This is a genomic window from Kitasatospora sp. NPDC101155 (assembly GCF_044768305.1).
GTDB lineage: Bacteria > Actinomycetota > Actinomycetes > Streptomycetales > Streptomycetaceae > Kitasatospora.
Genome location: NZ_JBIWPN010000019.1, coordinates 39955 through 66813 on the forward strand (window position 1 = coordinate 39955; position 26859 = coordinate 66813).

The 26859-nt window shown below is 71.3% G+C and carries 25 protein-coding genes; 12 read left to right on the top strand and 13 right to left on the bottom strand.

The genetic code is table 11. The annotated features are described in order from the left end of the window. Positions 1-36: 36 nt before the first annotated feature. Positions 37-654 (top strand): VanZ family protein, encoded by a 618-nt coding sequence (locus tag ACIRYZ_RS26420; protein WP_402948479.1) that lies wholly within the window; start codon positions 37-39, stop codon positions 652-654. Here ACIRYZ_RS26420 and ACIRYZ_RS26425 read toward each other — a convergent pair. Continuing rightward, on the bottom strand, positions 624-1298 hold the full coding sequence (locus tag ACIRYZ_RS26425; RefSeq protein ID WP_402948480.1) for a PhzF family phenazine biosynthesis protein: 675 nt from the start codon (positions 1296-1298) through the stop codon (positions 624-626). The two genes, ACIRYZ_RS26420 and ACIRYZ_RS26425, sit on opposite strands and share 31 nt — an antisense overlap. Before the next feature lie 145 nt (positions 1299-1443). Here ACIRYZ_RS26425 and ACIRYZ_RS26430 point away from each other — a divergent pair, with 145 nt between their 5' ends. Next, positions 1444-1953, top strand: coding sequence for a hypothetical protein (locus ACIRYZ_RS26430; RefSeq protein ID WP_402948483.1), 510 nt, complete (start codon positions 1444-1446; stop codon positions 1951-1953). 77 nt (positions 1954-2030) lie between these two features. On the opposite strand, the gene ACIRYZ_RS26435 is transcribed toward ACIRYZ_RS26430, so the two are convergent. After that, positions 2031-3440 carry an LPXTG cell wall anchor domain-containing protein gene (locus tag ACIRYZ_RS26435; RefSeq protein ID WP_402948486.1) on the bottom strand — a complete coding sequence of 470 codons (1410 nt, stop codon included), beginning with the start codon at positions 3438-3440 and terminating at the stop codon, positions 2031-2033. A 347-nt stretch (positions 3441-3787) separates the two neighbouring features. On the opposite strand from ACIRYZ_RS26435, the gene ACIRYZ_RS26440 reads away from it, so the two are divergent. After that, a complete protein-coding gene (locus ACIRYZ_RS26440) occupies positions 3788-3973 on the top strand; it encodes a PspC domain-containing protein (RefSeq protein ID WP_393025629.1) in 186 nt (61 codons plus the stop codon). 85 nt (positions 3974-4058) lie between these two features. On the opposite strand, the gene ACIRYZ_RS26445 is transcribed toward ACIRYZ_RS26440, so the two are convergent. The 3 genes from ACIRYZ_RS26445 to ACIRYZ_RS26455 form a co-directional block, all read right to left on the bottom strand. Then, entirely contained in the window at positions 4059-4427 is a 369-nt protein-coding gene (locus ACIRYZ_RS26445) for an ATP-binding protein (protein WP_402948489.1), read from the bottom strand. Positions 4428-4644: 217 nt separating this feature from the next. Then, positions 4645-5802, bottom strand: a complete 1158-nt coding sequence (locus tag ACIRYZ_RS26450) for an adenosine deaminase (RefSeq protein WP_393025623.1) — start codon at positions 5800-5802, stop codon at positions 4645-4647. A gap of 105 nt (positions 5803-5907) precedes the next feature. After that, on the bottom strand, positions 5908-6876 hold the full coding sequence (locus ACIRYZ_RS26455) for a LysR family transcriptional regulator (RefSeq protein WP_402948492.1): 969 nt from the start codon (positions 6874-6876) through the stop codon (positions 5908-5910). A gap of 92 nt (positions 6877-6968) precedes the next feature. Here ACIRYZ_RS26455 and ACIRYZ_RS26460 point away from each other — a divergent pair, with 92 nt between their 5' ends. Both ACIRYZ_RS26460 and ACIRYZ_RS26465 read left to right on the top strand, forming a co-directional pair. Beyond that, positions 6969-8252 (top strand): MFS transporter, encoded by a 1284-nt coding sequence (locus tag ACIRYZ_RS26460; RefSeq protein WP_402948495.1) that lies wholly within the window; start codon positions 6969-6971, stop codon positions 8250-8252. A 25-nt stretch (positions 8253-8277) separates the two neighbouring features. Beyond that, positions 8278-8832 (top strand): Uma2 family endonuclease, encoded by a 555-nt coding sequence (locus ACIRYZ_RS26465; RefSeq protein ID WP_402948497.1) that lies wholly within the window; start codon positions 8278-8280, stop codon positions 8830-8832. A gap of 30 nt (positions 8833-8862) precedes the next feature. On the opposite strand, the gene ACIRYZ_RS26470 is transcribed toward ACIRYZ_RS26465, so the two are convergent. From ACIRYZ_RS26470 to ACIRYZ_RS26505, 8 genes are all read right to left on the bottom strand, one after another. Then, positions 8863-10140: a thymidine phosphorylase gene (locus ACIRYZ_RS26470; protein WP_380610533.1), complete on the bottom strand. Its 1278-nt coding sequence runs from the start codon at positions 10138-10140 to the stop codon at positions 8863-8865. A gap of 106 nt (positions 10141-10246) precedes the next feature. Continuing rightward, positions 10247-10639, bottom strand: coding sequence for a cytidine deaminase (locus ACIRYZ_RS26475; protein ID WP_380610532.1), 393 nt, complete (start codon positions 10637-10639; stop codon positions 10247-10249). Beyond that, entirely contained in the window at positions 10636-11901 is a 1266-nt protein-coding gene (locus ACIRYZ_RS26480; RefSeq protein WP_402948500.1) for an ABC transporter permease, read from the bottom strand. Before ACIRYZ_RS26480 ends, ACIRYZ_RS26475 begins: the two co-directional genes overlap by 4 nt. Beyond that, positions 11898-13052, bottom strand: coding sequence for an ABC transporter permease (locus ACIRYZ_RS26485; RefSeq protein ID WP_402948503.1), 1155 nt, complete (start codon positions 13050-13052; stop codon positions 11898-11900). The genes ACIRYZ_RS26480 and ACIRYZ_RS26485 overlap by 4 nt, the downstream gene beginning before the upstream one ends. Before the next feature lie 3 nt (positions 13053-13055). Then, positions 13056-14888: an ABC transporter ATP-binding protein gene (locus tag ACIRYZ_RS26490; RefSeq protein WP_402948506.1), complete on the bottom strand. Its 1833-nt coding sequence runs from the start codon at positions 14886-14888 to the stop codon at positions 13056-13058. A 50-nt stretch (positions 14889-14938) separates the two neighbouring features. Next, positions 14939-15997, bottom strand: a complete 1059-nt coding sequence (locus tag ACIRYZ_RS26495) for a BMP family protein (RefSeq protein WP_402948508.1) — start codon at positions 15995-15997, stop codon at positions 14939-14941. 253 nt (positions 15998-16250) lie between these two features. After that, positions 16251-17504: an amidohydrolase gene (locus ACIRYZ_RS26500; RefSeq protein WP_402948511.1), complete on the bottom strand. Its 1254-nt coding sequence runs from the start codon at positions 17502-17504 to the stop codon at positions 16251-16253. Positions 17505-17723: 219 nt separating this feature from the next. After that, positions 17724-19349 (bottom strand): methylmalonyl-CoA mutase, encoded by a 1626-nt coding sequence (locus ACIRYZ_RS26505; protein WP_402948513.1) that lies wholly within the window; start codon positions 19347-19349, stop codon positions 17724-17726. 125 nt (positions 19350-19474) lie between these two features. Here ACIRYZ_RS26505 and ACIRYZ_RS26510 point away from each other — a divergent pair, with 125 nt between their 5' ends. From ACIRYZ_RS26510 to ACIRYZ_RS26540, 7 genes are all read left to right on the top strand, one after another. Continuing rightward, positions 19475-20230: an SDR family oxidoreductase gene (locus tag ACIRYZ_RS26510; protein ID WP_387616806.1), complete on the top strand. Its 756-nt coding sequence runs from the start codon at positions 19475-19477 to the stop codon at positions 20228-20230. Positions 20231-20299: 69 nt separating this feature from the next. Next, positions 20300-21958, top strand: coding sequence for an alpha/beta hydrolase (locus ACIRYZ_RS26515; protein ID WP_402948516.1), 1659 nt, complete (start codon positions 20300-20302; stop codon positions 21956-21958). Positions 21959-22254: 296 nt separating this feature from the next. Further along, positions 22255-22740, top strand: a complete 486-nt coding sequence (locus tag ACIRYZ_RS26520) for a 2-oxo-4-hydroxy-4-carboxy-5-ureidoimidazoline decarboxylase (RefSeq protein WP_402948518.1) — start codon at positions 22255-22257, stop codon at positions 22738-22740. Positions 22741-23356: 616 nt separating this feature from the next. Beyond that, positions 23357-23737, top strand: a complete 381-nt coding sequence (sdhC, locus tag ACIRYZ_RS26525) for a succinate dehydrogenase, cytochrome b556 subunit (RefSeq protein WP_350503491.1) — start codon at positions 23357-23359, stop codon at positions 23735-23737. Between the two features lie 8 nt (positions 23738-23745). After that, entirely contained in the window at positions 23746-24237 is a 492-nt protein-coding gene (sdhD, locus tag ACIRYZ_RS26530) for a succinate dehydrogenase, hydrophobic membrane anchor protein (protein WP_363381083.1), read from the top strand. Between the two features lie 51 nt (positions 24238-24288). Beyond that, positions 24289-26031, top strand: a complete 1743-nt coding sequence (gene sdhA / locus ACIRYZ_RS26535) for a succinate dehydrogenase flavoprotein subunit (RefSeq protein WP_402948522.1) — start codon at positions 24289-24291, stop codon at positions 26029-26031. Beyond that, positions 26031-26801: a succinate dehydrogenase iron-sulfur subunit gene (locus tag ACIRYZ_RS26540; protein ID WP_393025576.1), complete on the top strand. Its 771-nt coding sequence runs from the start codon at positions 26031-26033 to the stop codon at positions 26799-26801. Before sdhA ends, ACIRYZ_RS26540 begins: the two co-directional genes overlap by 1 nt. Positions 26802-26859: the final 58 nt, after the last annotated feature.

Consider the following 26859-nt stretch of genomic DNA (forward strand, 5'->3'; position numbering starts at 1 on the left):
GGAACCGCTGCGCCACCGGGGCACGTCCTTCCCCCCGTGCAGCGAGATGGCACCAGGACACGCTACGAGCGTTCCGGCGCGCGGACCGAGACGAGGCCGGCGGCGGTCGTCCACCGTCCCCTCCGGCTGGCCGGGCTGGCGGGCCTGGCCCTCCACCTGACGCTGGCGCTCTGGCTGGTGCTCAGACCCCTGCCGGTGGCCTGGGTGTACGACGCCAACCTGACGCCGCTCGCCTCGCTCCGCTCCTCCACCACCTGGCAGGTGGTCGGCGAGTTCCTGCTGCTCGCCCCGCTCGGCGTCCTGCTCCCGCTGGCCGGCGGCCGGATCCGGGCCCCCTGGCTGCCGTCCTTCCTGCGCACCACCGGCGTCTCCGCCCTGCTGGCGACCGGCCTGGAGTTCCTCTCCTCCTGGACGCCCGGGCACGTCCTCAACGTGGACCACATACTGTTCGCCGTGATCGGCGTGGTGATCGCCCACCTCGCCCTCGTCCCCGGCCTGCGCCACCTGCTGCGGGAGCGCCGGCCCGAGCCGCGGGCACCGCGGGTCGCCGTCCTGGCCGGCCCGCCGGTGACCGCCACCGTCGCCCCGACGGTGGCGGTCGCGCCCGCGGTCCGTCCGCGGGCCTACGCGGAGCCGACGCCGCCGGCGGGCTGAGGTTCCGCCCTCATCACCCGGCCGCCGACCTCGATCAGCCCGCCCGGGCGCGGCCCGGTCAGCAGCTGCGAGCCCCGGCCCTGGGTGATGGTCAGCGCCCGCCCGAGCCGGGCGGTCAGCAGCAGGGCGGCCGCGCCGGTCGCCTCGTCCTCGTCGATCCCGTCGCCCCGGCCGGGGAAGGCCCGCGCCCGGACCGTACCGGCCGCCTCGTCCTGCCAGGCCCAGGCGTAGATCCACTCCCCGGGTGGCGGCACCCGGAGCCCGTCCACCTCGGCCGCCGAGCCGTACTGCCGCAGGGTGCGTCCCGGGGCCCACTCCGGCCGGGCCTCGATCCGGGTCAGCCCGCCGTCGCGCCGGACGGCCACCACCCCGGCGGGGGTGACCAGTCGGTCCACGCCGAGCAGCCAGGCCGTGCCGACGCAGGGGTGACCGGCGAAGGGCAACCGCAGCGTCGGGGTGTAGATGTCGATCTCCCCGCGCTCCGGGTCGTCGACGAACACCGTCTCGCTGAAGCCGAGTTCGCGGGCGAAGGCCTGCCGCTCCGCCCGCTCCGGCACGGCGGAGCCGTCGCGCACCACTCCGAGTTCGTTGCCGTACCGCCCGTCGGGCCCGCAAAAGACCCGCAGCACCTCATAGCCAGTCATTTCCCACCTCGTCAATTGCCGTGTCGGCGCGGCGCAACGACACCGTGATGAAAAGACGACGACGGATGTCGGTCGCCTCCAGTACTGTGCGCTCTCGTCCCCGAACGGTTCTCGCCGTTTTTCTTCCTCTCACAGGAAACCCCCCTTGAACAATCTCGACTTCAGCGCCGAGCCGCTGTTCTCCTGGTACGTCGTCCTGCTGGCGCTCAGCGGCGCCATCATGCTGGTCCTCGGCGCCATCGGCGGCGGAACGAAGGCCGGCCTGCGGATCCTCAACGTGCTCTTCGGCCTCGGGTTCCTGGGCTACGCCTACTACCTCGCGTTCGTCTTCAAGGGCACCGAGTACATCCTCTTCTTCAAGGCGTTCATCCTGCCGGTCGCGATGATCGTGGCCTCGGTGAAGGCGATCGTCGAGCGCAGCAACGCGAAGAACCGGCCGACGGCCCCGCCCGTCGGGGCGTACGACCCCAACGCGCCGTACAACCCCAACGCGCAGCAGGCTCCGTTCAACCCGAACGCCCCGTACCAGCCGGGCCAGTCCGTCCCGCCGCAGGGTGCCGCGCCTGCCGCGCCGTACCAGCCGGGTGTCCCGTCGCAGCCGGTGGCGGACAACCCGTACGCCCAGCCGCAGCCGCCGCAGCAGCCGGCCGGCTGATCCCGCCGCACGAAGGCCGAAGGCCCGTCCGTCCCCGCTTCGCAGCGGGTGACGGGCGGGCCTTCGGACGTATCAGGTCACTTCCTCGCGCCCTGCGCGGCGTTGCGGCGGCGCGCGACGACCAGGGTGCCGATGCCGAGGGCGATCGCCATCGCGCCGGTGATCGCCATCGGGGCGGAGGAGGAGTCGTCGCCGGTGGAGGCCAGCCGAGTGCTGGTCGCGGCGGCCGGGGCGGAGCCTGCCGTCGGGTTCGGTGCGGCGGTGGTGACCAGGGCGGCCGGGGCAGCGGACGGGTCGGTGGTGGCGGCCGGGGTGGTCGGCGCCGCGTCGGTGGCCGGGGAGGCCGGGGCCGGGGTGCCGGTGGAGCCCGCGGCGGCCTCGATCCGGAAGGCGGCCTTCCGGCTGATGGAGGCCCGCTCGGGCTGGCCCGGGCCGCCCAGGCTCCAGCCGTTGGCGAACACCGACTCGGCCGCCGCCGGTGCGGCACTGGTCCAGGCGAGGCGCAGGTTGACCGTACGGGTCTCGCCGTTCGGCAGCGCGATGACGTCGGCGTCGTTCGAGCCGGTGAGCAGCCGCACGCCCAGCTGACTGCCGGGGAGGTCGTGCCATTCCGGCGTGCCGGCGATCCAGTCGCCCGCCTGGGTCTGGAATTCGATCCTCACCATGTCCGCGCGGAGCAGGCCCTCGCCCTGGAACACGATCGTCGGGACGACCCGAAGGTCCTTGCCGGTGTGGTTGCCGTAGACCACCTTGAACGGCCTCGCCTCGCCGCCCGCGGTGAAGGAGGCGGGCACGCCCTCGACCTTCACGTCCGGGAGCCCGACCGGGGCCGGGGTGGTCGGGGTGCTGCTGACGACGGTGAAATTCGGGGTGCCACCGGAGGCCTGGGTGAAGCGCTGCTCCGGAGGCAGGGTCGGGTCCGAGACCGTCGCGGTGAGACCCGCGGAGGTCCAGCCGGGGGCGGCGTCGGCGGTGAAGGTCAGCCGCAGCCGGTAGGTGGCCTCGGCGCCGGCCGCCAGGTGCAGTTGGGTGGCGACCTCGTCCAGCTGCCAGAATCCGCCGGTGTCAACGTTGCTCGCCTTGCCGTCCTGCCACTGGGTGCTGCCGGGACGCTGGTACTCCAGCTTGAGCTGGCTCGGCTTGAGGCCGCTGCCGGCGGCCGCGACGCTGAACCCGGTCGTCACGTCCAGCTGGTGGTCCGCGATGTTCTTGAGGGTCGAGGTGAACTCGACCGCGCTGCCCGCCGTCACCGTGGCAGGGAAGCCACTGGTGGTGATCACGACGGGCGAGGCCCAGCCGTGCGGTGCCTGGGTGGGAACGCCGGCGGCCGGGGTGGTGGGCTCGGCCGTCGGGGTCGCGACGGCGGCGGGGGTGGTGGGCTCGGTCGTCGGGGTCGCGACGGCGGCCGGAGCCGAGGTCAGGGCGAGACCGGAGACCAGGGCGGCGGTGGCGGCTGCGGCGAGGAATCCGCGGGACTGACTGCGCAATGGAACCTCACGGAGGAATCGGGCGGAAACCCGAGAGAGTGCGAAATCGCAGGCGTGAGGGGCCGCTTGAGGCCGTGAAGGCGCCGCCGAATCGCCCCCCACCATCAGCGACCGCGGAATCATATCTCTCTGTCCGTACAGCTTTGCGAACGGGTTTTCCACACCCGCGCGACCTTTGCCTCAGGGGTGTCCCTGAGGCGGACCCCGACTCCGGCCTACGCCTCCCCGGTGACCCGTCGGGGTGAGGAATCGCCTGGTGGGCGGAGGTTTCCGGCCCGGCGGCGGCGGAGCATGGAAGTACGCCCGCCGGACCGGCCGGACCGGGTCACCACCGCCGAGGAGCCGACATGAGTGCCCGTCTCGCCCGCCCCCGTCACAACCGCGTCATCGCCGGCGTCTGCGCCGGGATCGCCGAGCGCTTCGGCCTGGCCCCGTGGACCGTCCGACTGATCTTCCTGCTCTCCTGCCTGCTCCCCGGCCCGCAGTTCCTGATCTACCTCGCCCTGTGGGTGCTGCTCCCCCAGGAGCCGTGATGCCGTACGGGCGGGCACGGCGACGGGCCGTCCGCTCCCGGGGTCTCCGGGGGCGGGCGGCCCGTCGTCGTGCGGGCTGGGCGGATCAGCCCAGCGGCAGGCCCGGCAGGGTGTTGGCCAGCCCACCGACGGGGGTCTTGTCCAGGCCGGGGATGCCCGGAAGGGCCCCGCGCTGCTGGGTGATGCCGGCGACCGGGGCGGCCTCGGCGGCGGGCGCGGCCTGGCCGGCGGTCGGGGCCAGGGTGCCGAGCGTGCCGGCGACCTTGTCGCCGCCGGGCAGCTTGGCGGCGGTGTCGGCGACCGCGCCGGTCACCGCGGGGTTCGTCACCGCGCCGGTGGGCAGCCCGAGGCCGCCGGTCGCCTGCCCGGCGGCCGCGGAGGCCGTGCCGGCGCCGACCGCCGCGATCGCGATGCCGAGCGCCGCGGTACCGGCGGCCTTGAGAGCCTGCTTCATGGTTCGTTCCCCTTGGATCCTCGTCGGTGGCCGACATCGCGCACGAAACCGGCGAACGGGCGACCGCCGCCACGGCCTGTCAGCAGTGACTGGCACACCGTAGTGAGAGGGTCGCGCGAGAACCAAAGGGCGTTCACTCACCCGAGTGAGTAGTCGGATGAACGCCAACTTCCCTACGGGGAAGCCGCGTTCATCCGACACAGGGCGGGGCGCCGGCTCAGCTGTTGGCGACGCCCGCGCTGAACAGCCACTCCGCCTTGAGCTCGGCATAGCCCGGCTTGATCACGTCGTTGATCATCGCCAGCCGCTCGTCGAAGGGCAGGAACGCGGACTTCATCGCGTTCACCGTGAACCACTCCATGTCGCCCAGCGTGTAGCCGAAGGCGTCCACCAGGTGGCCGAACTCCTGGCTCATGCTGGTGCCACTCATCAGCCGGTTGTCGGTGTTCACGGTGACCCGGAACTTCAGCCGGCTGAGCAGCCCGATCGGGTGCTCGGCGTACGAGGCGGCCGCCGCCGTCTGGAGGTTGGAGGTCGGGCACATCTCCAGCGGGATGCGCTTGTCGCGCACGTACGCGGCAAGCCGGCCGAGCTCGACGCTGCCGTCCTCGTTCACCGTGATGTCGTCGACGATCCGCACGCCGTGGCCGAGCCGGTCGGCGCCGCAGCACTGCAGGGCCTCCCAGATCGACGGCAGGCCGAAGGCCTCGCCCGCGTGGATGGTGAAGTGGTTGTTCTCGCCCTTGAGGTAGTCGAAGGCGGCCTGGTGGCGGGTGGGGGGGTAGCCGGCCTCGGCGCCCGCGATGTCGAAGCCGACGACGCCCCGGTCCCGGTGGCGGTTGGCCAGCTCGGCGATCTCCTGCGAGCGGGCGGCGTGCCGCATCGCGGTGATCAGGGTGCCGATGCGGATCCGGTTGCCTGCCGCGCGGGCGTTGGCCTCGCCGAGGCGGAAGCCCTCCTGGACGGCCTCGACGACCTCGTCCAGGCTCAGGCCACCCTCCAGGTGCTGCTCGGGGGCGTAGCGGACCTCGGCGTACACGACGCCGTCGGCGGCCAGGTCCTCGGCGCAGTCGGCGGCGACCTTGATCAGGGCGTCGCGGGTCTGCATGACGGCGCAGGTGTGCGCGAACGTCTCCAGGTAGCGGACCAGCGAGCCGGAGTCGGCGGCCTCGCGGAACCACTCGCCGAGTTCCTTGACGTCGGTGGTCGGAAGGCCTTCGTAGCCGGTCGCGGCGGCCAGCTCGACGACGGTCTCCGGACGCAGCCCGCCGTCCAGGTGGTCGTGCAGCAGGACCTTCGGCGCGCGGCGGATCTGGTCGGGGGTGGGGATGCGCGGGCCGGTGCCCGCGGTGGTGACGGGGATCTGCTTCTCCATTGCGGAAATATAGCCCCTACGCGCGTAGACCTACCACCGGGGACAGTACCGAATGGTCCAAACTCCACCCGGAATTCCTCCGACCGGTCCATACGATCCGCCAAATCAGTCATGGTGCAGCAGCCGCCCCCGCCGGGACAGCACGAAGTCCCGGAACGCCGCCACCGGTGGGGTCAGCGCCCGCCCCGCCGCCCAGGCCAGGCCGATCGCCCGCCGGGTCCGCGGCGCGGTCACCTCCAGTTCCACCACCCCGGGCCGCGGCACCAGCGCCGGCGGCAGCAGCGCCACCCCCAGCCCGGCCGCCACCAGCCCGCGCAGCGTCTCCGTCTCCTCGCCCTCGAAGGCCAGCCGGGGCACGAACCCGGCCTGCGCGCAGAAGCCGTCCGTGATCATGCGCAGCCCGTACCCCTGCTCCAGCCCGACGAACGGCTCCTCGGCCACCTCCGCCAGCCGGATCCGCCGCCGGCCGGCCAGCCGGTGGTCGGCCGGGACGGCCAGGTGCAGCCGCTGCTCGTCCAGCGGCCGGGCGGTGAAGGCCGGGTCGTCCGGCAGCGGCGCGACCAGGCACAGGTCCAACTCCCCGGCCCGCAACCGTTCCAGCATCGCCATGCCGTAGTCCTGCACCAGCTGGAAACGCACCTGCGGGTGCGCCGCCCGGAAGCCGCGCAGCAGCGCCGGGACGGCGTCCGGCCCCATCGTGTGCAGGAAGCCGAAGGCCACCCGCCCCGCCGCCGGATCCGCCTCCGCCCGGGCCGCCTCCGCACCGCGCTCCACCTCCGCCAGCGCCCGCTCCACCGAGGCCAGCAGCAGCCGGCCCGCCCTGGTCAGCCGGACCGTCCGGCCCTGGCGAGCCAGCAGGTCCACCCCCAGCTCCTCCTCCAGCCGGGCCACCGCGCGCGACAGCGTCGGCTGCGGCACCCCGAGCAGCGCCGCCGCCTGCGTCACGTGCTCCAGCCGGGCCACCGCGGCGAACTGCGCCAGCCGGGGCGCCAGCAGGACGGCCGGCTCGTCCGGCCCCAACTCGGCCGCCCGGTACCGCTGCTCCGTACCGTCCGACACATCCGGCACCGCCATCGCGCCACCACCTCGACTCATACGCCAGTGCATCAATCATCCGCTCGTCATGCATTGGACGCATCAACCGCGCCGGGCCTACGGTCGACGACATGCAGCCCTCCGATACCAGGGCATCCGCGATCGCCCCGGATGCCCGCGCCTCCGCCCCCACCGCCCCCGCCCCGGACGACCGCCACCGCCCCGGCCAGCGCGACTTCCGCCGCGCCAACCTCGCCCTGTTCGCCGCCGGGATCGCGACCTTCGTCCTGCTCTACTCCACCCAGGGCCTGCTGCCGATCCTCTCGGCCGACCTCGACCTCACCCCCGGCCAGGCCAGCTGGACGGCCTCCGCCGCCACCCTCGGCCTCGCCCTCGGGCTGCTCCCGGCCAGCGCGCTGTCCGACAGGTACGGCCGCACCGCGGTGATGACGGCCTCCACCCTCGCCGCCACCGCCCTCGCCGTCGCCCTGCCCTTCGCGCCCGACCTCACCACCCTCGTCGCGCTGCGCGTCCTGCAGGGCGCCGCCCTCGCCGGACTGCCCGCCACCGCCATGGCCTACCTCGCCGAGGAGGTCCACCCCAGCGCGCTGGCCTCCGCGATGGGCCTGTACGTGGCCGGCAACAGCATCGGCGGAATGGGCGGCCGACTGCTCTCCGGCTGGACCGCCGCCGCCTTCGGCTGGCGCTGGGGCCTGGCCGCCTCCGCCGCCCTCGCGCTGCTGGCCGCGCTCGCCTTCCGGCTGCTGATCCCCGCCGCCCGGCACTTCACCCCGGCCCCGGTGGACGCCCGGGCGCTCGCCCGGACGGTCGGGCGGCACCTGCGCAACCCGCTGCTGGCGCGGCTGTACGCGCTCGGCATGCTGTTCATGGCCGTGTTCGGCGCGGTCTACAACACCGTCGGCTACCGGCTGATCTCCGCACCGTTCCACCTGCCGGAGTCGGTCGCCGCCTCGATCTTCGTGGTCTACCTGGTCGGCACCGGCACCTCCGCCGCGGCCGGCCGCCTCTCCCGCCGCCTCGGCCGCCGCGGCGCCCTGTACGTCTCCATCGGCGTCACCGCCGCCGGCCTGCTGCTCTCCCTCGCCGACTCGCTGCTCTGCGCGCTGCTCGGCCTGGTGCTGATCACCGCCGGCTTCTTCGCCGGCCACGCCACCGCCTCCTCCGCCGTCGGCCGCACCGCCACCGAGGGCCGCGCCCAGGCCTCCGCCCTCTACCTGATCGCCTACTACCTCGGCAACAGCCTCGGCGGCACCCTCGGCGCCGACGCCTACCACGCCACCGGCTGGCCCGGCGCCGCCACCGTCGGCCTCACCGCCATGACCCTCGCCGCCGCCGTCACCCTCCACGCCAGCCGTCAGGCACATACCACGAGGCGAGCGGTCGCGGACGCTTGACGGTGGGCGCCGATACACTCCGGATATGAGCATCGATCCTGCTGTGTACACCAGGCTGCTTGAGATCGCGGATCAGCTGCCGAAGGTGCCGGGGATAGGGAAGATTGAGATCGCCGACGGTCAGATTGTCATGATGATGTCGCCGGTGAAACGCCACGAGCTCGCCGTGCTGCGCATCGCCCGACAGCTCAACGCCCAGCTGCCGTCCACTCACCCGGGTCACATCGCTTACCACGGTGCGGACTTGCAGGACGCCGGACTCGGTCAGCTGCGCAACCCGGATCTGATGGTCTTCCCCGAGGCGACCTTGGAGGGCGAGCAGCGAGCGGTTCTCCCGCACGAGGTAGTGCTCGTGGTGGAGATCGTGTCCGCCTCCAATCCCGAGAACGACTACCACAACAAGGTCCGCGACTACTCGGCCATGGGTATCCCGTTCTACCTGATCGTCGATCCCCGCACCGGCACCGGCATCGTGCATTCCGAGCTGGGCTACGAGTCCCGCGAGAAGTTCGTCTTCGGCGACAAGATCGCCGTCGGCCCCTGGACCCTCGACACCAGCGGGCTGCTCACGTACGCCTGACCCGGCGTACGTGAGCAGCCCTCACATCACTCAGGCGATGCGGTCGAGCACGATCGGGTTCGGGGTGAACGCCGTGCCGGCCGGGGCGACCTCGATGCCGCCCGCCAGCGCCTCGATGGCGTAGTCGTAGCGCTCCGGGGTGTCGGTGTGGAGGGTCAGCAGGGGCTGGCCGGCCACGACGGTGTCACCGGGCTTGGCGTGCATCTCGACGCCGGCGCCGGCCTGGACCGGGTCCTCCTTGCGGGCGCGGCCGGCGCCCAGGCGCCAGGCGCAGACGCCGACGGCGTAGGCGTCCAGCGTGGTGAGGACGCCGGAGGCGGGGGCGGGGATGACGTGCTGCTCGCGGGCGACCGGGAGCGGGGCGTCGACGTCGCCGCCCTGGGCGGCGATCATGCGGCGCCAGTGGTCCATCGCGGAGCCGTCGCGCAGGGCGTCGGCCGGGTCCTTGCCGTGCACGCCGGCCGCGGCGAGCATCTCGCGGGCGAGCGCGAGGGTGAGCTCGACGACGTCGGCCGGGCCGCCGCCCGCCAGGACCTCGACGGACTCACGGACCTCCAGCGCGTTGCCCGCGGTGAGGCCGAGCGGGGTGGACATGTCGGTGAGCAGGGCGACGGTGTTGACCCCGGCGGTGGTGCCCAGGCCGACCATGGTGCGGGCGAGTTCGCGGGCGTCGTCCAGGTTCTTCATGAAGGCGCCGGAGCCGACCTTGACGTCCAGGACCAGCGCGCCGGTGCCCTCGGCGATCTTCTTGGACATGATCGAGGAGGCGATCAGCGGGATGGCCTCGACGGTGCCGGTGACGTCGCGCAGCGCGTACAGCTTCTTGTCGGCGGGCGCGAGGCCGTCGCCGGCCGCACAGATGACCGCGCCCGCGTCGCGCAGCACGTCCATCATCTCGTCGTTGGAGAGCAGGGCGCGCCAGCCGGGGATGGACTCCAGCTTGTCCAGGGTGCCGCCGGTGTGGCCGAGGCCGCGGCCGGACAGCTGCGGGACGGCCGCGCCGCAGGCGGCGACCAGCGGGGCGAGCGGGAGGGTGATCTTGTCGCCGACGCCGCCGGTGGAGTGCTTGTCGCTGGTGGGCAGCGGCAGCGAGGAGAAGTCCATCCGGACGCCCGAGCGGATCATGGCGTCGGTCCAGCGGCTGATCTCGCGCGGCTTCATGCCGTTCAGCAGGATCGCCATGGCCAGCGCGGACATCTGCTCGTCGGCGACCTCGCCGCGGGTGTAGGCGTCGATGACCCAGTCGATCTGAGCGTCGCTCAGCTCTCCGCGGTCGCGCTTGGTCCTGATGACGGAGATGGCGTCCATGCGTGCTCCCAGTGGGGTTTCAAAAAGCGTCAAAAGCGAAGAGTGCCGCGAGATGACCGGGTTACGGCCCACTTGCGACACTCTACGCGCGTAACAATTGGAGATGCTAGAGCCGCTCCGGCCCGAACGCGTCGGGCAGAACCTCGCTCATCGGCTTCACGCCGGAGGCCAGGTCGATCAGCAGCTCGGGACCGCCGTGCTCGTACAACAGCTGGCGGCAGCGCCCGCACGGCATCAGCAGCTCGCCCGCGCCGTCGACGCAGGTGAAGGCGACCAGCCGGCCGCCGCCGGAGGCGTGCAGCGCGGACACCAGCCCGCACTCGGCGCACAGCCCGAGCCCGTACGAGGCGTTCTCCACGTTGCAGCCGCTGACCAGCCGGCCGTCGTCGACCAGCGCGGCCGCGCCGACCGGGAACTTGCTGTACGGGGCGTACGCGTGGCCCATCGCCTCGCGCGCCGCCGCGCGCAGCCGCTCCCAGTCGATCGCGGGGGCGGTCACTTGCCCTGGCCCTTGCGGTAGATCTGGCCGTCGGCCTTGGGCATCCGCAGTCGTTGCGAGGCCAGCGAGAGCACCACCAGGGTGATCACGTACGGCGTGGCGACGATCAGCGGACGCTGCACCTCATCGGTCAGCGCGTACCAGGCACCCAGGCCGCCGGCCACCACGAAGGAGATCACCGTCGCGGTGAACTTGCGGCGGTACAGCTGCCACAGGGCGAGCAGCGCCATCGCGATCGAGACGATCAGGATCAGCACGTGGACCGACTCCGGGTCACGCAGCTGGAGGCTGTCGGTGAAGCCGAACAGGCCGGCGCCCATGGCGAGACCGCCGGGCATCCAGTTGCCGAAGATCATCGCCGCGAGGCCGATGAAGCCTCGGCCCAGGGTCTGGCCGTCCTTGTAGAAGTGCGCGGCGACCAGCGAGAGGTACGCACCGCCGAGGCCCGCGAAGGCGCCGGAGGCGATGACCGCCATGTACTTGTACTTGTAGACGTTGACGCCCAGCGACTCGGCCGCGGTCGGGTTCTCACCGCAGGAGCGCAGCCGCAGGCCGAACACCGTGCGCCAGAGCAGGAAGTAGCTGGCCACGATCAGCGCGGCAGCCAGCACCACGACCACCGAGAGGTTGGTGACCAGACCGCCGAGCACGCCGGCCACGTCCGAGACGAGGAACCAGTGGTGGCTCTCGATGCTCTTCAGACCCGAGGACAGGCCCGGGACGGTGATGTACGGCAGCGGGTCCGCCGGCGGGGACTGGTTCTGCCCGGCGCCGAACGCGACGTAGTCCTTGTAGTAGATCCGGTTGATGTACGCGCAGATGCCGGGGATCAGCAGGTTGATGCCGACGCCGGACACGATGTGGTCGACGCCGAAGGTGACGGTGATGACCGCGTGCAGCAGGCCGCCGAGCGCACCGCCGAGCATGCCGGCCAGCAGACCGACCCACGGGTTGACCAGGTAGCCCGCCCAGGCGCCGCAGAAGGTGCCGGCGACCATCATGCCTTCGAGGCCGATGTTGACCACGCCGGCCCGCTCGGACCAGAGACCACCCAGACCGGCCATGCCGATCGGCACGGCGGCGCTGAGCGCGGCGGTGATCTGACCGGAGGAGGTCAGCGAGTGGTTGCCGGTGGCCATGCCCACGGCGGAGACGAGGACCAGGGCGCCCGCGATCAGGAGCAGGACCACCGGCCAGGACAGCTTGCGCTTCTTCGCGGGCGCGCCCGGCGCCTTCGGACGAGCAGCAGTCGCCGTGCTCACGCGGACACCTCCTTCTTCTCAGTGGCCGCGGCCTGGGCGGCGAGCTGGGCGCCGACCCGCTTCTGCTGGCGCTTCAGGCCGTAGCGGCGCACCAGCTCGTACGCGACGACGACGCAGATGACGATGGTGCCCTGCATGACCGTGACGATCTCGGACGGGAAGCCGCCCTGCAGGGGCAGCTGCGCGCCGGTGGTGTCCAGGAAGGCGAACAGCAGGGCTGCGAAGGCCATGCCGATCGGGCTGTTGCGGCCGAGCAGGGCGATCGAGATGCCCAGGAAGCCCAGGTTCTGCTGGAAGGTCTGCCCGTAGTAGAACGAGTTCTGCAGCAGCTCGGGCAGGCCGATCAGACCGGCGATCGCACCGGAGACCGCCATCGAGATGATCACCATGCGCTTGACGTTCACACCGGAGGCGGTCGCCGCGGACTCCGAGCGGCCGGTGGCGCGCAGGTCGAAGCCGAACCGGGTGCGGGTCAGCACGAGCTGGAAGACCACACCGACCAGGGCGGCGATGAAGATGAAGCCCCAGAGCTGGCCACCGGGGAAGCCGATGGAGAAGAAGTGGCTGGACTGCGAGACCGGGTCGGTCTGGATCGAGTTGGTGGTGCCGCTGACCTTGGGCGCGAAGACGCCCGGGACGAGCAGCAGACCGACGATCGCGAGCGCGATCGAGTTCAGCATGATGGTCGAGATGACCTCGCTGACACCGCGGTAGACCTTCAGCAGACCGGCGATGCTCGCGTACAGGCCACCGACCAGCATGGCGGTGATCAGCAGCAGCGGGATCTGGATGAACGAGGGCAGGTCGACCTGGGCGCCGACGAAGGCCGCGAACAGCGCCGCGACCTTGTACTGGCCCTCGACGCCGATGTTGAACAGGTTCATCCGGAACCCGAACGCGGCGGCCGCGGCGGCCAGGTAGTAGGTGGTGGTCCGGTTGAGGATCAGCACCTGGCCGTCCGACTTGGTGGCGAACGTGATCATCACGTTCCACGCGTCGAACGGGTTCTTGCCCGAGGTCGCCAGCAGGACGGAGCAGATCGCGACGGACAGCACGACCGCGAGCACCGGCGCCGCCAGTGCGAGCACGATCCGCTCACCGCTGATCCGCTGCGCCAGGCTGCGCTTGGCGGCGGGGTTGGGACTGGTCATGGGTTACTCCCCCGCCTGCGGGTCGTCGGCGGTGTCGGTGTGCGGGTGCTCACTCTCGGCCTCGGTGCCCTCGGCCGCGACGGCCTGCGCCTCTGCGACGGCCTCGGGCTCGGACTCGATGTGGCCGGCGGCGGCACCGGTCATCGCGGTGCCGAGGTCCTCGGCGGTGACGGTGGCCGGGTCGGCGTCGGCGACCAGGCGGCCGCGGTAGATGACCCGGATGGTGTCCGAGAGGCCGATCAGCTCGTCCAGGTCGGCGGAGATCAGCAGGACGGCCAGGCCCTCGCGCTGCGCGGTCCGGATGTGCTCCCAGATCTGCGCCTGCGCGCCGACGTCCACACCGCGGGTCGGGTGCGCGGCGATCAGCAGCTTGGGCTGGTGGCTCATCTCGCGGCCGATGATCAGCTTCTGCTGGTTGCCGCCGGAGAGCGAGGCCGCGGTGACCTCGATGCCGGGGGTGCGGACGTCGTACTGCTCGACGATCCGCCAGGTGTCCTCGCGGGCGGCGGTCGGCTTGAGCAGCGGGCCGCTGGAGTTGGGCTCCTCGGTGACGTGGCCGAGGATGCGGTTCTCCCAGAGCGGGGCCTCCAGCAGCAGGCCGTGCTTGTGGCGGTCCTCGGGGATGTAGCCGATGCCGGCCTCGCGGCGGGCCCGGGTGAGGGTGCCGGAGAGGTCCTTGCCGTCCAGGGTGACGGTGCCGCCGTCCAACGGCAGCATGCCCATGATGGCCTCGACCAGTTCGGCCTGGCCGTTGCCCTCGACGCCGGCGATACCGAGGATCTCGCCCTTGTGGATGCGCAGCGAGATGTCGTCCAGGACGACGCGCTCGATGCCCTCGGCGTCGGTCTTGGCGATCCGCAGGCCCTCGACGTTGAGCATCTCGGTCGTGGTGACGGTCGACTCGCGGCTCTCCGGGGAGGGCAGCTCGGTGCCGACCATCATCTCGGCGAGCTGACGGGCCGTGACGGCCTTCGGGTCGGCGTCGCCGACCGTGGTGCCGCGCCGGATGACGCTGATCGCGTCGGCCACCGCGAGCACCTCGTGCAGCTTGTGCGAGATGAAGATGACGGTGACGCCCTCGGACTTGAGCTCGCGCAGGTTGTCGAACAGCGCGTCGACCTCCTGCGGGACCAGCACGGCCGTGGGCTCGTCGAGGATCAGGATCTTGGCGCCGCGGTACAGCACCTTGAGGATCTCGACGCGCTGGCGGTCGGCGACGCCGAGGTCCTCGACCAGGGCGTCCGGGCGCACGCCCAGGCCGTACTGGTCGGAGATCTCCTTGATCTTCGCCTTCGCCTTGGCGCCGATGCCGTGGAGCTTCTCGCCGCCGAGGACGACGTTCTCCAGCACCGTGAGGTTGTCGGCGAGCATGAAGTGCTGGTGCACCATGCCGATGCCGCGGGAGATGGCGTCGCCCGGGGTGTGGAACTCGCACTGCTCGCCGTCGATCGCGATGGTGCCCTCGTCCGGCTTCTGCATGCCGTAGAGGATCTTCATCAGCGTCGACTTGCCGGCGCCGTTCTCACCCATCAGGGCGTGCACGGTGCCCGTGCGGACGGTGAGGTTGATGTCGTGGTTGGCCACGACACCCGGGAAGCGCTTGGTGATGCCGCGCAGTTCGACGGCCGGTGTCGCCGTCCCCGCGCTGGGGGTGCCGTCCTTGCGCAGGGGGACGGGTTCGGATGCGGTGATGGCGATCTCCTGGTGGTCTGGAGGCGCGTCGTTGCGCTGGGAGGGCCAAGGGGGGGAACTGGGGAAACGTGGAGACGGGACGGGGCCCGGGGGTACGCGTTGAGCGCACCCTGCCGGGCCCCTCCCGTTTACCGTGTCGATCATCGCGCCACCGGGCAGGCGGCAGCGCATGTCGCGTCCGAGACGCGCGGGCCTTACTGGGCCGGCGCGGTCGGGACGGTGGTGGCGCCGCTGGTGATGGCGTCGCTGGCGGCCTTCAGCTTGTCCTGGATGTCGTCGATCTTGCCGCCGGTGGTGGCGAGCGAGACACCGTTGGCCTTCAGGTCGAAGAGCTTGATGCCGGTGAGCGGCGCGCCCTTCTTGACCGAGTCGATGTACGAGTACACCGCGGTGTCGACGTTCTTGACCATCGAGGTCAGGATGCTGTTCTTGAACTTCGCCAGGGCCGGCTGGCTGGCCTGGTCGGAGTCGACACCGATCGCGAGCTTGCCCGCGGTGGCGACGGCCTCGATGGCGCCGGCGCCGGAGGAACCGGCGGCGGAGTAGATGACGTCCGCGCCCTTGTCGAGCTGGCCCTGCGCGGCCTCCTTGCCCTTGTCGGGCGAGGCGAAGCCGCTGAAGTCCGGCGGGGTGGTCAGGTAGGTGGTCTCGACCTGGATGTTCGGGTCGACGGACTTGGCGCCCGCCTTGTAACCGGCCTCGAACTTCTTGATCAGCTCGGACTGCACACCACCGATGAAGCCGATGTGGTGGGCCTTGGACTTGTTGGCGGCGGCGACACCGGCCAGGTACGAACCCTCCTGCTCGGCGAAGAGCAGCGAGGTGACGTTGGACGGCTGGTCCTTGTCGTTCGAGTCGATGATCGCGAACTTGACGTTCGGGTTGTCCTTGGCGATCTTGTCGACCGCCGGCTGGTAGACGAAGCCGACCGCGATGATGGTCTTGTAGCCGGCGTCGACCAGGTTCTTGAGGCGGGTCTCCTTGTCGGCCTCGGCCTCGCCCTGCTTGGCCTCGGCCTCGGTGACGGAGACGCCCAGGTCGGCCTTGGCCTTGTCCAGACCGCGGGCGGCGGAGTCGTTGAACGACTGGTCGCCACGGCCGCCGATGTCGTAGGCCATACCGACCTTCAGCGAGCCGTCACCGGCCGCGGAGGAGGAGGTGTTGTCGTTGCTCTTTGCGCCGCAAGCGGCGAGCGAGGCCATGCCCAGGGAACCCGAGAGCACAACCGCGGCGAGCTTCATTGAACGGCGCAAGGGAGTTTCTCCTTCTGACACGCAACCGTTTGGCGTGGTCGGACGCCACCGTAACGCGCGTAGAACACGGTTGGGTTACGGGCTGCCGGAGCGTTCGGGTTGTTATCAAACCGTGGTCTGAAGGCCTTCCGAAGGCTCCTTTCCCGTACACGGACGGCGATCCGAGACTGGTTCGGCCCAGTTTACGGAACCGCCCGAAACTCCGGATCTCGCCAACGCGATCACGCACCGACCACAAGCCGCCGGTAAACGGTCAGTCCCGGTCATCCTCCAGAGCCAGCGCCGCGAACAGTTCCACACCGACGCCGATCGCCCGCTCGTCCACGTCGAAGCGGCCCTGGTGCAGGTCGCGGACGGTGGGGTCGCCGGGGGCGCGGACGCCGAGCCGGGCCAGCGCGCCCGGGGCGTGCTCCAGGTACCAGGAGAAGTCCTCCCCGCCGAGGCTCTGTTCGGTGCTCTCCACCACCTGGGCGCCGTCGCTCCCGAAGCGGGCGGTCATCGCGGCGTCCAGCCGGGCGACCGAGACCGCCTCGTTGACCACCGGCGGCACCCCGCGGTGGTAGTCCAGCGTCCACTTGGCCCGATTGGTCTCGGCGAGCTTGGCGATCAGCTCGTGCAGCAGGTCCGGCGCCTCGCGCCAGCCGTCCAGCTCCAGGCAGCGGACGGTGCCCTCCAGTTCGGCGTGCTGCGGGATGACGTTGGGCGCGGAGCCGGAGGCGATCCGGCCCCAGACCAGGCTGACGCCCCAGCGCGGGTCCATCCGGCGGGCCAGCGCGCCCGGGAGGTCGGCGGCCATCCTGGCGATCGCGGTCACCAGGTCGGTGGTCAGGTGCGGGCGGGCGGTGTGGCCGCCGGGCCCGTCCAGGTGCAGCACCAGGCGGTCGCAGGCCGAGGTGATCGCCCCGGCGCGCAGGGCGATCCGGCCGACCTCCACCTTCGGGTCGCAGTGCACCGCGAAGATCCGGCCGACACCGTCCATCCCGCCGGCCTTGATGACGTCCAGCGCGCCGCCGGGCATGACCTCCTCGGCGGGCTGGAACACCAGCCGGACGGGGCGGCGCAGCTCACCGGTGCGGGCGGCCCCGGCCAGCACCAGGCCGAGGCCGAGCACCACCGAGGTGTGCACGTCGTGGCCGCAGGCGTGGGCCCGGCCGGGGACGGTCGAGCGGTACGGGACGTCGGTCTTGGCGTCGTCGATCGGCAGCGCGTCGATGTCGGCGCGGAAGGCCAGGAACTCGGTGCCCGGGAGGGTGCCGGCCGGGACGATGTCCACCAGCAGACCGGTGCCGCCGGGCAGCACCCGCGGGTCCAGGCCCGCCGCCACCAGCCGGTCGCGCAGCAGGTTGGTGGTGCGGAACTCCTGGCGGCCCAGCTCCGGGTGCCGGTGCAGATCACGGCGGAAGGCGACCAGCTCGGGCTCCAGCCTGCTGACCCGGGCGCGCAGTTCGGCGGCGGGGCGTGCGGCGGCGAGGGTGGCGCCCGGCTGAGCGGGCTCAGGACGGTTCATCTCCCCAAGCCTAGGCCCGTTGGGGGGATTTGGCCCGACTTCCAGAAAATTAGTCCCCGGATGGGCGCATACCGGCCGGACAGGTGGGTATGACATCTCGTTTTAGCCGCCTTCCCCGGGTCGCTTGCCCTGTGCAACGATCACCCGGGCCGGTGGTCACGGCCACCGCCCACTTGACGGGCGCGGGATATTGACGGCCGTTCAGAATATCCGTTCTGTTCAGAAACGCTCCACCGGAGCGTACGTCCCCCACACCCCGCGCAGCGCGTCGCAGACCTCGCCGACGGTGGCCCGGGCGGCCAGCGCCTCCTTCATCGGGTACAGCACGTTCTCCTGCCCCTCCGCGGTGCGGCGCAGCGCGTCCAGCGCCCGGGTGACGGCGGTCGAGGAGCGGTCGGCCCGCAGCCGGGCCAGCCGTTCGGCCTGCCGCCGTTCGATCGCCGGGTCCACCCGCAGCGGCTGGTACGGCTCCTCCTCGTCCAGCCGGAAGCGGTTCACGCCGACCACCGTCCGCTCGCCGGAGTCGGTCTCCTGCTGGAGACGGTAGGCGGTTCGCTCGATCTCGCCCTTCTGGAAGCCCTGTTCGATCGCGGCCACCGCGCCGCCCCGTTCCTCGATCCGGGCCATCAGTGCCAGCGCGGCGGCCTCCACCCGATCGGTCAGGGACTCCACCGCGTAGGAGCCGGCAAAGGGGTCGACGGTGGCGGTCACGTCGGTCTCGTGGGCGAGCACCTGCTGGGTGCGCAGCGCCAGCCGGGCGGCCTTCTCGGTGGGCAGCGCGATCGCCTCGTCGAAGCTGTTGGTGTGCAGCGACTGGGTGCCACCGAGCACCGCGGCCAGCGCCTGCACCGAGACCCGGACCAGGTTCACCTCGGGCTGCTGGGCGGTGAGCTGCACCCCGGCGGTCTGGGTGTGGAAGCGCAGCATCCGCGAGCGCGGGTCCTTCGCGCCGAACTCGTCGCGCATGACCCCGGCCCAGATCCGGCGAGCGGCACGGAACTTCGCCACCTCCTCCAGCAGCGTGGTGCGGGCCACGAAGAAGAAGGAGAGCCGGGGCGCGAAGTCGTCCACCGCCATCCCGGCGGCGAGCGCGGTACGGACGTAGGCGATGCCGTTGGCCAGGGTGAAGGCGATCTCCTGCGCCGGGTCGGCCCCGGCCTCGGCCATGTGGTAGCCGGAGATGGAGATGGTGTTCCAGCGCGGGATCTCGGCCCGGCAGTACCGGAACACGTCCGCGACCAGCCGCAGCGAGGGCTGCGGCGGGAAGATGTAGGTGCCCCGGGCGATGTACTCCTTCAGCACGTCGTTCTGGACCGTGCCGGTGAGCGCGGACGGCGCCACCCCCTGGGCCTCGCCGACCAGCTGGTAGAGCAGCAGCAGCAGGGCGGCGGGCGCGTTGATGGTCATCGAGGTGGACACCTCGCCGAGCGGGATGCCGTCGAGGAGCACCGCCATGTCCTCGACGCTGTCCACCGCCACGCCCACCTTGCCGACCTCCCCGGCGGCGAGCGGCGCGTCCGAGTCGTAGCCCATCTGGGTGGGCAGGTCGAAGGCCACCGAGAGGCCGGTACCGCCGCCCGCGATCAGCTGCCGGTAGCGGGCGTTGGACTCGGCGGCGGTGCCGAAGCCCGCGTACTGGCGCATCGTCCACGGCCGGCCGGTGTACATCGTCGGGTAGACCCCCCGGGTGTACGGGTACTCCCCCGGCCGGCCCAGCCGGGTGTCCGGGTCCCAGCCGGCCAGCGCCTCGGGGCCGTACAGGGGCTCGATCGGGAAGCCTGATTCGGAAAGACGGGCGGATTCCGAAGGTCGGGCGGACTCGGTGCGGCGCGGCTCGGCTGCCATGGGTCCCTCCACGGGAACGGCGGGGCACAGGTCGGTCCTCGCAATCTAGGTCCTGGCCGGGCGGCGGGGGCGCAGACGCGGTTGAGATGATCGGGTGAACGACCGATGAGCCCCAGGGAGTGGCAATGACCGAGCAGAAGGTGGCCGTGGTCACCGGTGCCAGCAGCGGAATCGGCGCGGCGACCGCCCGCCGGCTGGCCGCCGAGGGCTTCGACGTGGTGCTGACCGCCCGCCGGACGGAGCGGATCGAGGCGCTGGCCAAGGAGATCGGCGGCCGGGGCGGTTCGGCGAGGGCGGTCACGCTGGACGTCACCGACCGCGCCGCCGTGGACGCCTTCGCGGCCGAGGTCGGCCGGGTGGACGTACTGGTGAACAACGCCGGCGGCGCGATCGGCGCCGAGACGGTCGAGCACGGCGACCCGGCCGACTGGCGGGCGATGTACGAGGTGAACGTGCTCGGCGTGCTGCACATGACGCAGGCGCTGCTGCCCGCGCTGCGCGCCACCGGCGACGGCACGGTGCTGGTGCTCTCCTCGACCGCCGCGCTGGCCGCGTACGAGGGCGGCGGCGGGTACGTCGCGGCCAAGCACGCCGCGCACACCATCGCGGCCACGCTGCGGCTGGAGCTGTGCGGGGAGCCGATCCGGGTGATCGAGATCGCGCCCGGCATGGTGAAGTCCGAGGGTTTCGCGGTCACCCGCTTCCGGGGCGACGAGGAGAAGGCCGCCGCCGTGTACGCGGGCGTGGCCGAGCCGCTGACCTCGGAGGACATCGCGGACACCGTGGCCTGGGCGGTCACCCGGCCCTCGCACGTGAACATCGACCTGCTGGTGGTCCGCCCCCGGGCCCAGGCCGCCAACCACAAGGTCCACCGCGGCTGACCGGGACGGGCGGGCGGAGCGGCGGGGGTGCAGGTCGGACACGTCACCACCGGGTGGTACACACGTGCGATGAAGATCTTCCGGGCCGCCCGCCCACGCGTTCTGCTGACCGCGCTGGCGGCAGGCACCCTGCTGCTCACCTCCGCCTGCGACGACACCGCGAAGCCGGCCCAGGACCAGGCCGCCGGCACCACCGGCACCAGCGCCACCGCCAGCGCCACCGCGAGCCGGTCGGCCGCCGCGACCGCCAAGCCGAGCGGCGAGGCCGACCCCGCCCTGAAGTCCTTCTACGGCCAGAAGATCAGCTGGTCCGACTGCCCGGCCGACCCCAAGGCCGAGGAGGCCCAGGCCGACGTCTCCACGATGAAGTGCGGCAAGCTGCACGTCCCGCTCGACTACACCAACCCCACCGCCGACGCCATCGACCTCGCGCTGATCAAGTACCCGGCCGGCAACCAGGACCAGCGGGTCGGCTCGCTGATGGTCAACCCGGGCGGCCCCGGCGGCTCCGGCGTCGAGATGGTCGAGTACGGCGCCAAGGACTTCGCCGGCGCCCTGCACAACCGCTTCGACGTGATCGGCTTCGACCCGCGCGGCACCGGCGGCAGCTCCCCCGTCCTCTGCCTGGACGACAAGCAGCGCGACGCCCAGAGCCAGGTGGACTCGCCGCTGGACCCGGACGCCCGCCGGGCCGCCGAGGAGAAGCAGAACACCGAGTACATCGCCGCCTGCAAGGCCAAGTCCGGCAAGCTGCTGCCCTTCGTCGGCACCCGCAACACGGCCCGCGACCTGGACGTGCTGCGCGCGGCCGTCGGCGACCGCAAGCTCAACTACCTGGGCGTCTCGTACGGCACCTACCTGGGCTCGCTCTACGCCGAGGAGTTCCCGCAGAACACCGGCCGGCTGGTCCTGGACGGCGCGGTCGACCCGGCCGCCGACGACCTGGACTCCGCGGTCAAGCAGCGGATCGGCTTCGAGACCTCCTTCGAGCACTTCGCCGCCGACTGCGTCGAGAACCACGCCGACGAGTGCCCGCTCGGCCAGGACAAGGACCAGGCCGCCAAGAAGGCCGCCGACTTCCTGGACGGCCTGACCGACCACCCGCTGCCCACCAAGGACGGCCGCAAGGTCGGCCGCGACCTGGCCTGGAGCGGCGTCACCGCGGCCCTCTACGGCGACCAGACCCAGGACTGGAAGTACCTGCGGGCCGGCCTCGGCATGGCGATGACCATGAAGCGCGGCGACATCCTGCTCGCCTTCGCGGACAGCTACGCGGAGCGCGACGAGAACGGCCACTACTCCCCGATGGACTCCGCCCACACCGCGATCGGCTGCGCCGACGGGTCCGCCCCGGCCCCCTCGCCCGAGCGCGCCCAGGCCGCGGTCAAGGAGCTCCAGGAGAAGGCCCCGCTACTGACCAAGGGCGTCACCGCCGAGGACTTCACCGACGCGGCCTGCGAGGGCTGGCCGTACCAGTCCCCCGAGAAGCCGCACACCATCCGGGCCGAGGGCGCCGCGCCGATCCTGGTGATCGGCACCACCAGCGACCCGGCCACCCCGTACGCCGCGGCCGAGTCCCTGGCCAAGGGCTTCGCCAAGGCCACCCTGCTCACCCGGGTGGGCGAGGGCCACGGCGCCTTCGGCAAGGGCAACACCTGCATCGACCGGGCCATGGAGGCCTACCTGACCGAGGGCACGATGCCGGTCGAGGGGACCCGCTGCTCCTGAGCCGGCCGCGGTGAACCAACGGAGGAAGGCGGGGAGGGCGATGACACGAAGGTGTCAACGTCACAACTTGATAGCTCGTCCGGATGAATTCCGCGCGCGCCCTCCCCAACTGATGACAGCTCAACTACCGTTGAAGCGCTGCCAGAGCGCCGCCGCGCGCCCCCCGCAGCCCCATACTCCACCTGCTTCACCACCCCACTCCACCGGCACCTTCCCGCCCTCACGAGGAGGACCCGCTGGCCAGCGACATCCCGCCACAGCGGCTCGACGCCAGCACCGAGCCGACCCTCCTCGGGTTGCACCGCTTCAACGAGGCGGACGCCGGCGCAGCCGAGGAGGCCCTGCTGGCCTGCTGCGGCAGCCACCGCTGGGCCCTGCGGCTCACCGCGCACCGGCCGTACCCCGACATAGAGTCCCTGCTGGCCGCCGCCAGCGAGGCCTCCTACGACCTCCGCCCGGCGGACCTGGCCGAGGCGCTGGCCGACGAGAGCTGGATGCCGCAGCCGCTGCTCGGCATGCGGGCCCCCGGCAGCCAGGCCGCGCACACCGCGCTGCGGGCGGCGCACGCCGCGTACGAGGCCCGGTTCGGCCACGTGTTCGTGGTCTGCCTGGAGGGCGTCGACCCGGAGGAGATGCTCGACACCGTGCTCTCCTCGATCCGCACCCGGTTGGCCAACGACCCGGACGAGGAGCGGCTGATCTCGGCGGACGAGCTCCGGCGGATCGCCCTCACCCGGCTGGAGCACCTGGTCGCCACCCACTCCGAGGCAGGGGCGCACTAGGACCGGCGCTTCGCCTGAACGTCTTTCGGCTGCGCGTCCCTCGCCTGCGCGGCGCGCAGCCCGGCCACCCGCTGCCGGACGATCCGCTCGTCCGGCACGCTGAGCCGGCACGGCGGTACCCGATTCATTCGTGAGGGTGAATCCGATCGCCGAGTCCGTTCCCTCGGGCGTGGGCGCGCCCTGCCGGCTCGGCCGGCGCCGGGTACGGATGGCCACGCTCCCGCCCGGCTTCCCGGCCGGTGGCGCCGGGGCCGCCGACGTGAACGAGGCGCACGGGCCGAACAGCTTCTCCAGCTCCGTCCGCCGCATGGCCGCCCGCCCCGGTGTCGCCGTGACCGGGCGTCATCGGCGGGGCGAAACGGCACGAACGCCTCGACCGGGTGTCGGCGGGCGGGTCCCGCCACCGCAACGCGGCCATCTGATCACTCAACGTGACCAAAACGGCCTCGGTTCCCGTGGCGCTAGGCCAGAAGTGCCTGATTGATCACACCTGGGGGCCCCGGAGGCGGTTCCCGACAAGGCGTCGATAGGATGCTGGCGGCCGGTGGACCGACCCGGCCGGGCTGACCGACACCGAAGCCGGCCGAGCCCCCAATCGCTTCCGGAGGGTTTTTCCGTGCCGGCTGGAACGCTGTACCGCGGCCGGGAAGGCATGTGGAGCTGGGTGGCTCATCGAGTCACCGGCGTCCTCATCTTCTTCTTCCTGTTCGCCCACGTCCTGGACACCGCCCTGGTGCGAGTGTCGCCGGAGTCCTACGACACCGTCATTCAGACGTACAAGACTCCGCTCGTGAACCTGATGGAGTACGGCCTGGTGGCCGCCATCCTGTTCCACGCGCTCAACGGCCTGCGCGTCGTCGCCGTGGACTTCTGGTCCAAGGGCCCGAAGTACCAGAAGCAGATGCTCTGGACCGTCGTCGGAGTCTGGGTCGTCCTGATGGCCGGCTCGTTCTACGGCATCCTGCAGCACACGCTGATCGCCTGGTTCGGGAAGTGAGCTGACTGATGTCCACGGAAATCTCCGACGCGATCGTCGTCCCGTCGAAGCAGGCGCACACCGGCAAGGGCCTCGGCACCGGTAACCCGGCCGACGCCTTCGTCATCGAGCCGCCGCGCAAGCGGACCGCGAAGACCCCGCGCCGCACCCGCACCAACTTCGAGATGCTGGCCTGGCTCTTCATGCGCCTGTCCGGTGTCGTCCTGGTCGTGCTGATCCTCGGTCACCTGCTGATCATGCTGGTGCTCGACGGCGGCGTCTCCAAGATCGGCTTCGCCTTCGTGGCCGGCCGCTGGGCCTCGCCGTTCTGGCAGGGCTGGGACCTCCTGATGCTCTGGCTCGCCATGCTGCACGGCGCCAACGGCATGCGTCAGGTCATCAACGACTACGCCGAGAAGGACTCGACCCGGCTCTGGCTCAAGGGGCTCATGGGTACCGCCACGGTCTTCACCGTGCTGCTCGGCACCCTGGTGATCTTCACCTTCGACCCCAACATCTGAGCCGCGAGCACCATCGACCATCGGCAGAGGCCAGAGGCGAGTTAACCCCCCATGCAGATTCACCAGTACGACACCGTCATCGTCGGCGCCGGCGGCGCCGGCATGCGCGCGGCCATCGAGTCCACGCAGCGCAGCCGCACCGCGGTCCTGACCAAGCTCTACCCGACCCGGTCCCACACCGGCGCGGCCCAGGGCGGCATGTGCGCCGCCCTGGCCAACGTCGAGGAGGACAACTGGGAGTGGCACACCTTCGACACGGTCAAGGGTGGTGACTACCTGGTCGACCAGGACGCCGCCGAGATCATGTGCAAGGAGGCCATCGACGCCGTCCTCGACCTGGAGAAGATGGGTCTGCCCTTCTCCCGTACCGAGCAGGGCCGGATCGACCAGCGCCGCTTCGGCGGTCACTCCCGCAACCACGGCGAGGCCCCGGTCCGCCGCTCGTGCTACGCGGCCGACCGCACCGGCCACATGATCCTCCAGACGCTGTTCCAGAACTGCGTCAAGCACGGCGTCGAGTTCTTCAACGAGTTCTACGTCCTCGACCTGCTGATCAACGAGGGCAAGACGGCCGGCGTCGTCGCCTACGAGCTGGCCACCGGCGAGATCCACGTCTTCCAGGCCAAGGCGGTCGTGTTCGCCTCCGGCGGCACCGGCAAGATGTTCAAGGTCTCCTCGAACGCCCACACCCTCACCGGTGACGGCCAGGCGGTGGCCTACCGCCGCGGCCTGCCGCTGGAGGACATGGAGTTCTTCCAGTTCCACCCGACCGGCATCTGGCGCATGGGCATCCTGCTCACCGAGGGTGCCCGCGGCGAGGGCGGCATCCTGCGCAACAAGGACGGCGAGCGCTTCATGGAGCGCTACGCCCCGGTCATGAAGGACCTCGCGTCCCGTGACGTCTGCTCCCGCGCGATCTACACCGAGATCCGCGAGGGCCGCGGCTGCGGTCCGGACGGCGACCACGTCTACCTGGACCTGACCCACCTGCCGCCGGAGCAGCTGGACGCCAAGCTCCCGGACATCACCGAGTTCGCGCGCACCTACCTCGGCATCGAGCCCTACACGGACCCGATCCCGATCCAGCCCACCGCGCACTACGCCATGGGCGGCATCCCGACCAACGTCGAGGGTGAGGTCCTGAGCAACAACACCGACGTCGTCCCGGGCCTGTACGCGGCCGGCGAGGTCGCCTGCGTGTCCGTCCACGGCGCCAACCGCCTGGGCACCAACTCGCTGCTGGACATCAACGTGTTCGGCCGTCGCGCGGGCATCGCCGCCGCCGACTACGCCAACGCGAACGAGTTCGTCCCGCTGCCGGAGAACCCGGAAGAGCTGGTCCAGGACATGGTCGACAAGCTGCGCGAGTCGACCGGCACCGAGTCCGTGGGGCAGATCCGCACGGCCCTGCAGGAGACCATGGACGCCAACGCGATGGTCTACCGCACCGGCGCCACCCTGAAGCAGGCGGTCGAGGACATCGCCGCGCTGAAGGAGCGCTACAAGAACATCTCCATCCAGGACAAGGGCTTCCGTTACAACACGGACCTGCTGGAGGCGATCGAGCTGGGCAACCTGCTCGACCTGGCCGAGGTGCTGGCCGTCTCCGCGCTGGCCCGCGAGGAGTCCCGCGGCGGTCACTACCGCGAGGACTTCCCGACCCGTGACGACGTGAAGTTCATGCAGCACACCATGGCGTACCAGGAGGTCGCCGCCGACGGCAGCACCTCCATCCGCCTCGACTACAAGCCGGTCGTGCAGACCCGCTACCAGCCGATGGAGCGTAAGTACTGATGAGCACTCCGACCGTGGAGCACTCGGCCGCTCTGGACGCGGCCGAGGCCGGTGTCACCAAGCTGATCACCGTCACCTTCCGGATCCGCCGGTTCAACCCGGAAGAGCACCCGGACCCGGTGTGGGTGGACTACCAGCTGACGATGGACCCGAAGGAGCGCGTCCTGGACGCGCTCAACAAGATCAAGTGGGAGCAGGACGGCACCCTCACCTACCGCCGTTCCTGCGCGCACGGCATCTGCGGCTCCGACGCCATGCGGATCAACGGCCGCAACCGGCTGGCGTGCAAGACCCTGATCAAGGACGTCAACCCGGAGAAGCCGATCACGATCGAGGCCATCAAGGGCCTGACGGTCCTCAAGGACCTGGTCGTGGACATGGACCCGTTCTTCCAGGCGTACAAGGACGTCATGCCGTTCCTCATCACCAAGGGGAACGACCCGACCCGCGAGCGCCTGCAGTCCGCCGAGGACCGCGAGCGCTTCGACGACACCACCAAGTGCATCCTGTGCGCCGCGTGCACGTCGTCCTGCCCGGTGTTCTGGAACGACGGCCAGTACTTCGGCCCGGCCGCCATCGTCAACGCGCACCGCTTCATCTTCGACTCGCGGGACGAGGGTGCCGAGCAGCGCCTGGAGATCCTCAACGACCGTGAGGGCGTGTGGCGCTGCCGCACCACCTTCAACTGCTCCGAGGCCTGCCCGCGTGGCATCGAGGTCACCAAGGCGATCCAGGAAGTGAAGCGGGCGCTGGTCACCCGCCGCTTCTGATCCCCGCCTGACGAACGCGAAGGCCCCCGTCCGATCCTCCGATCGGACGGGGGCCTTC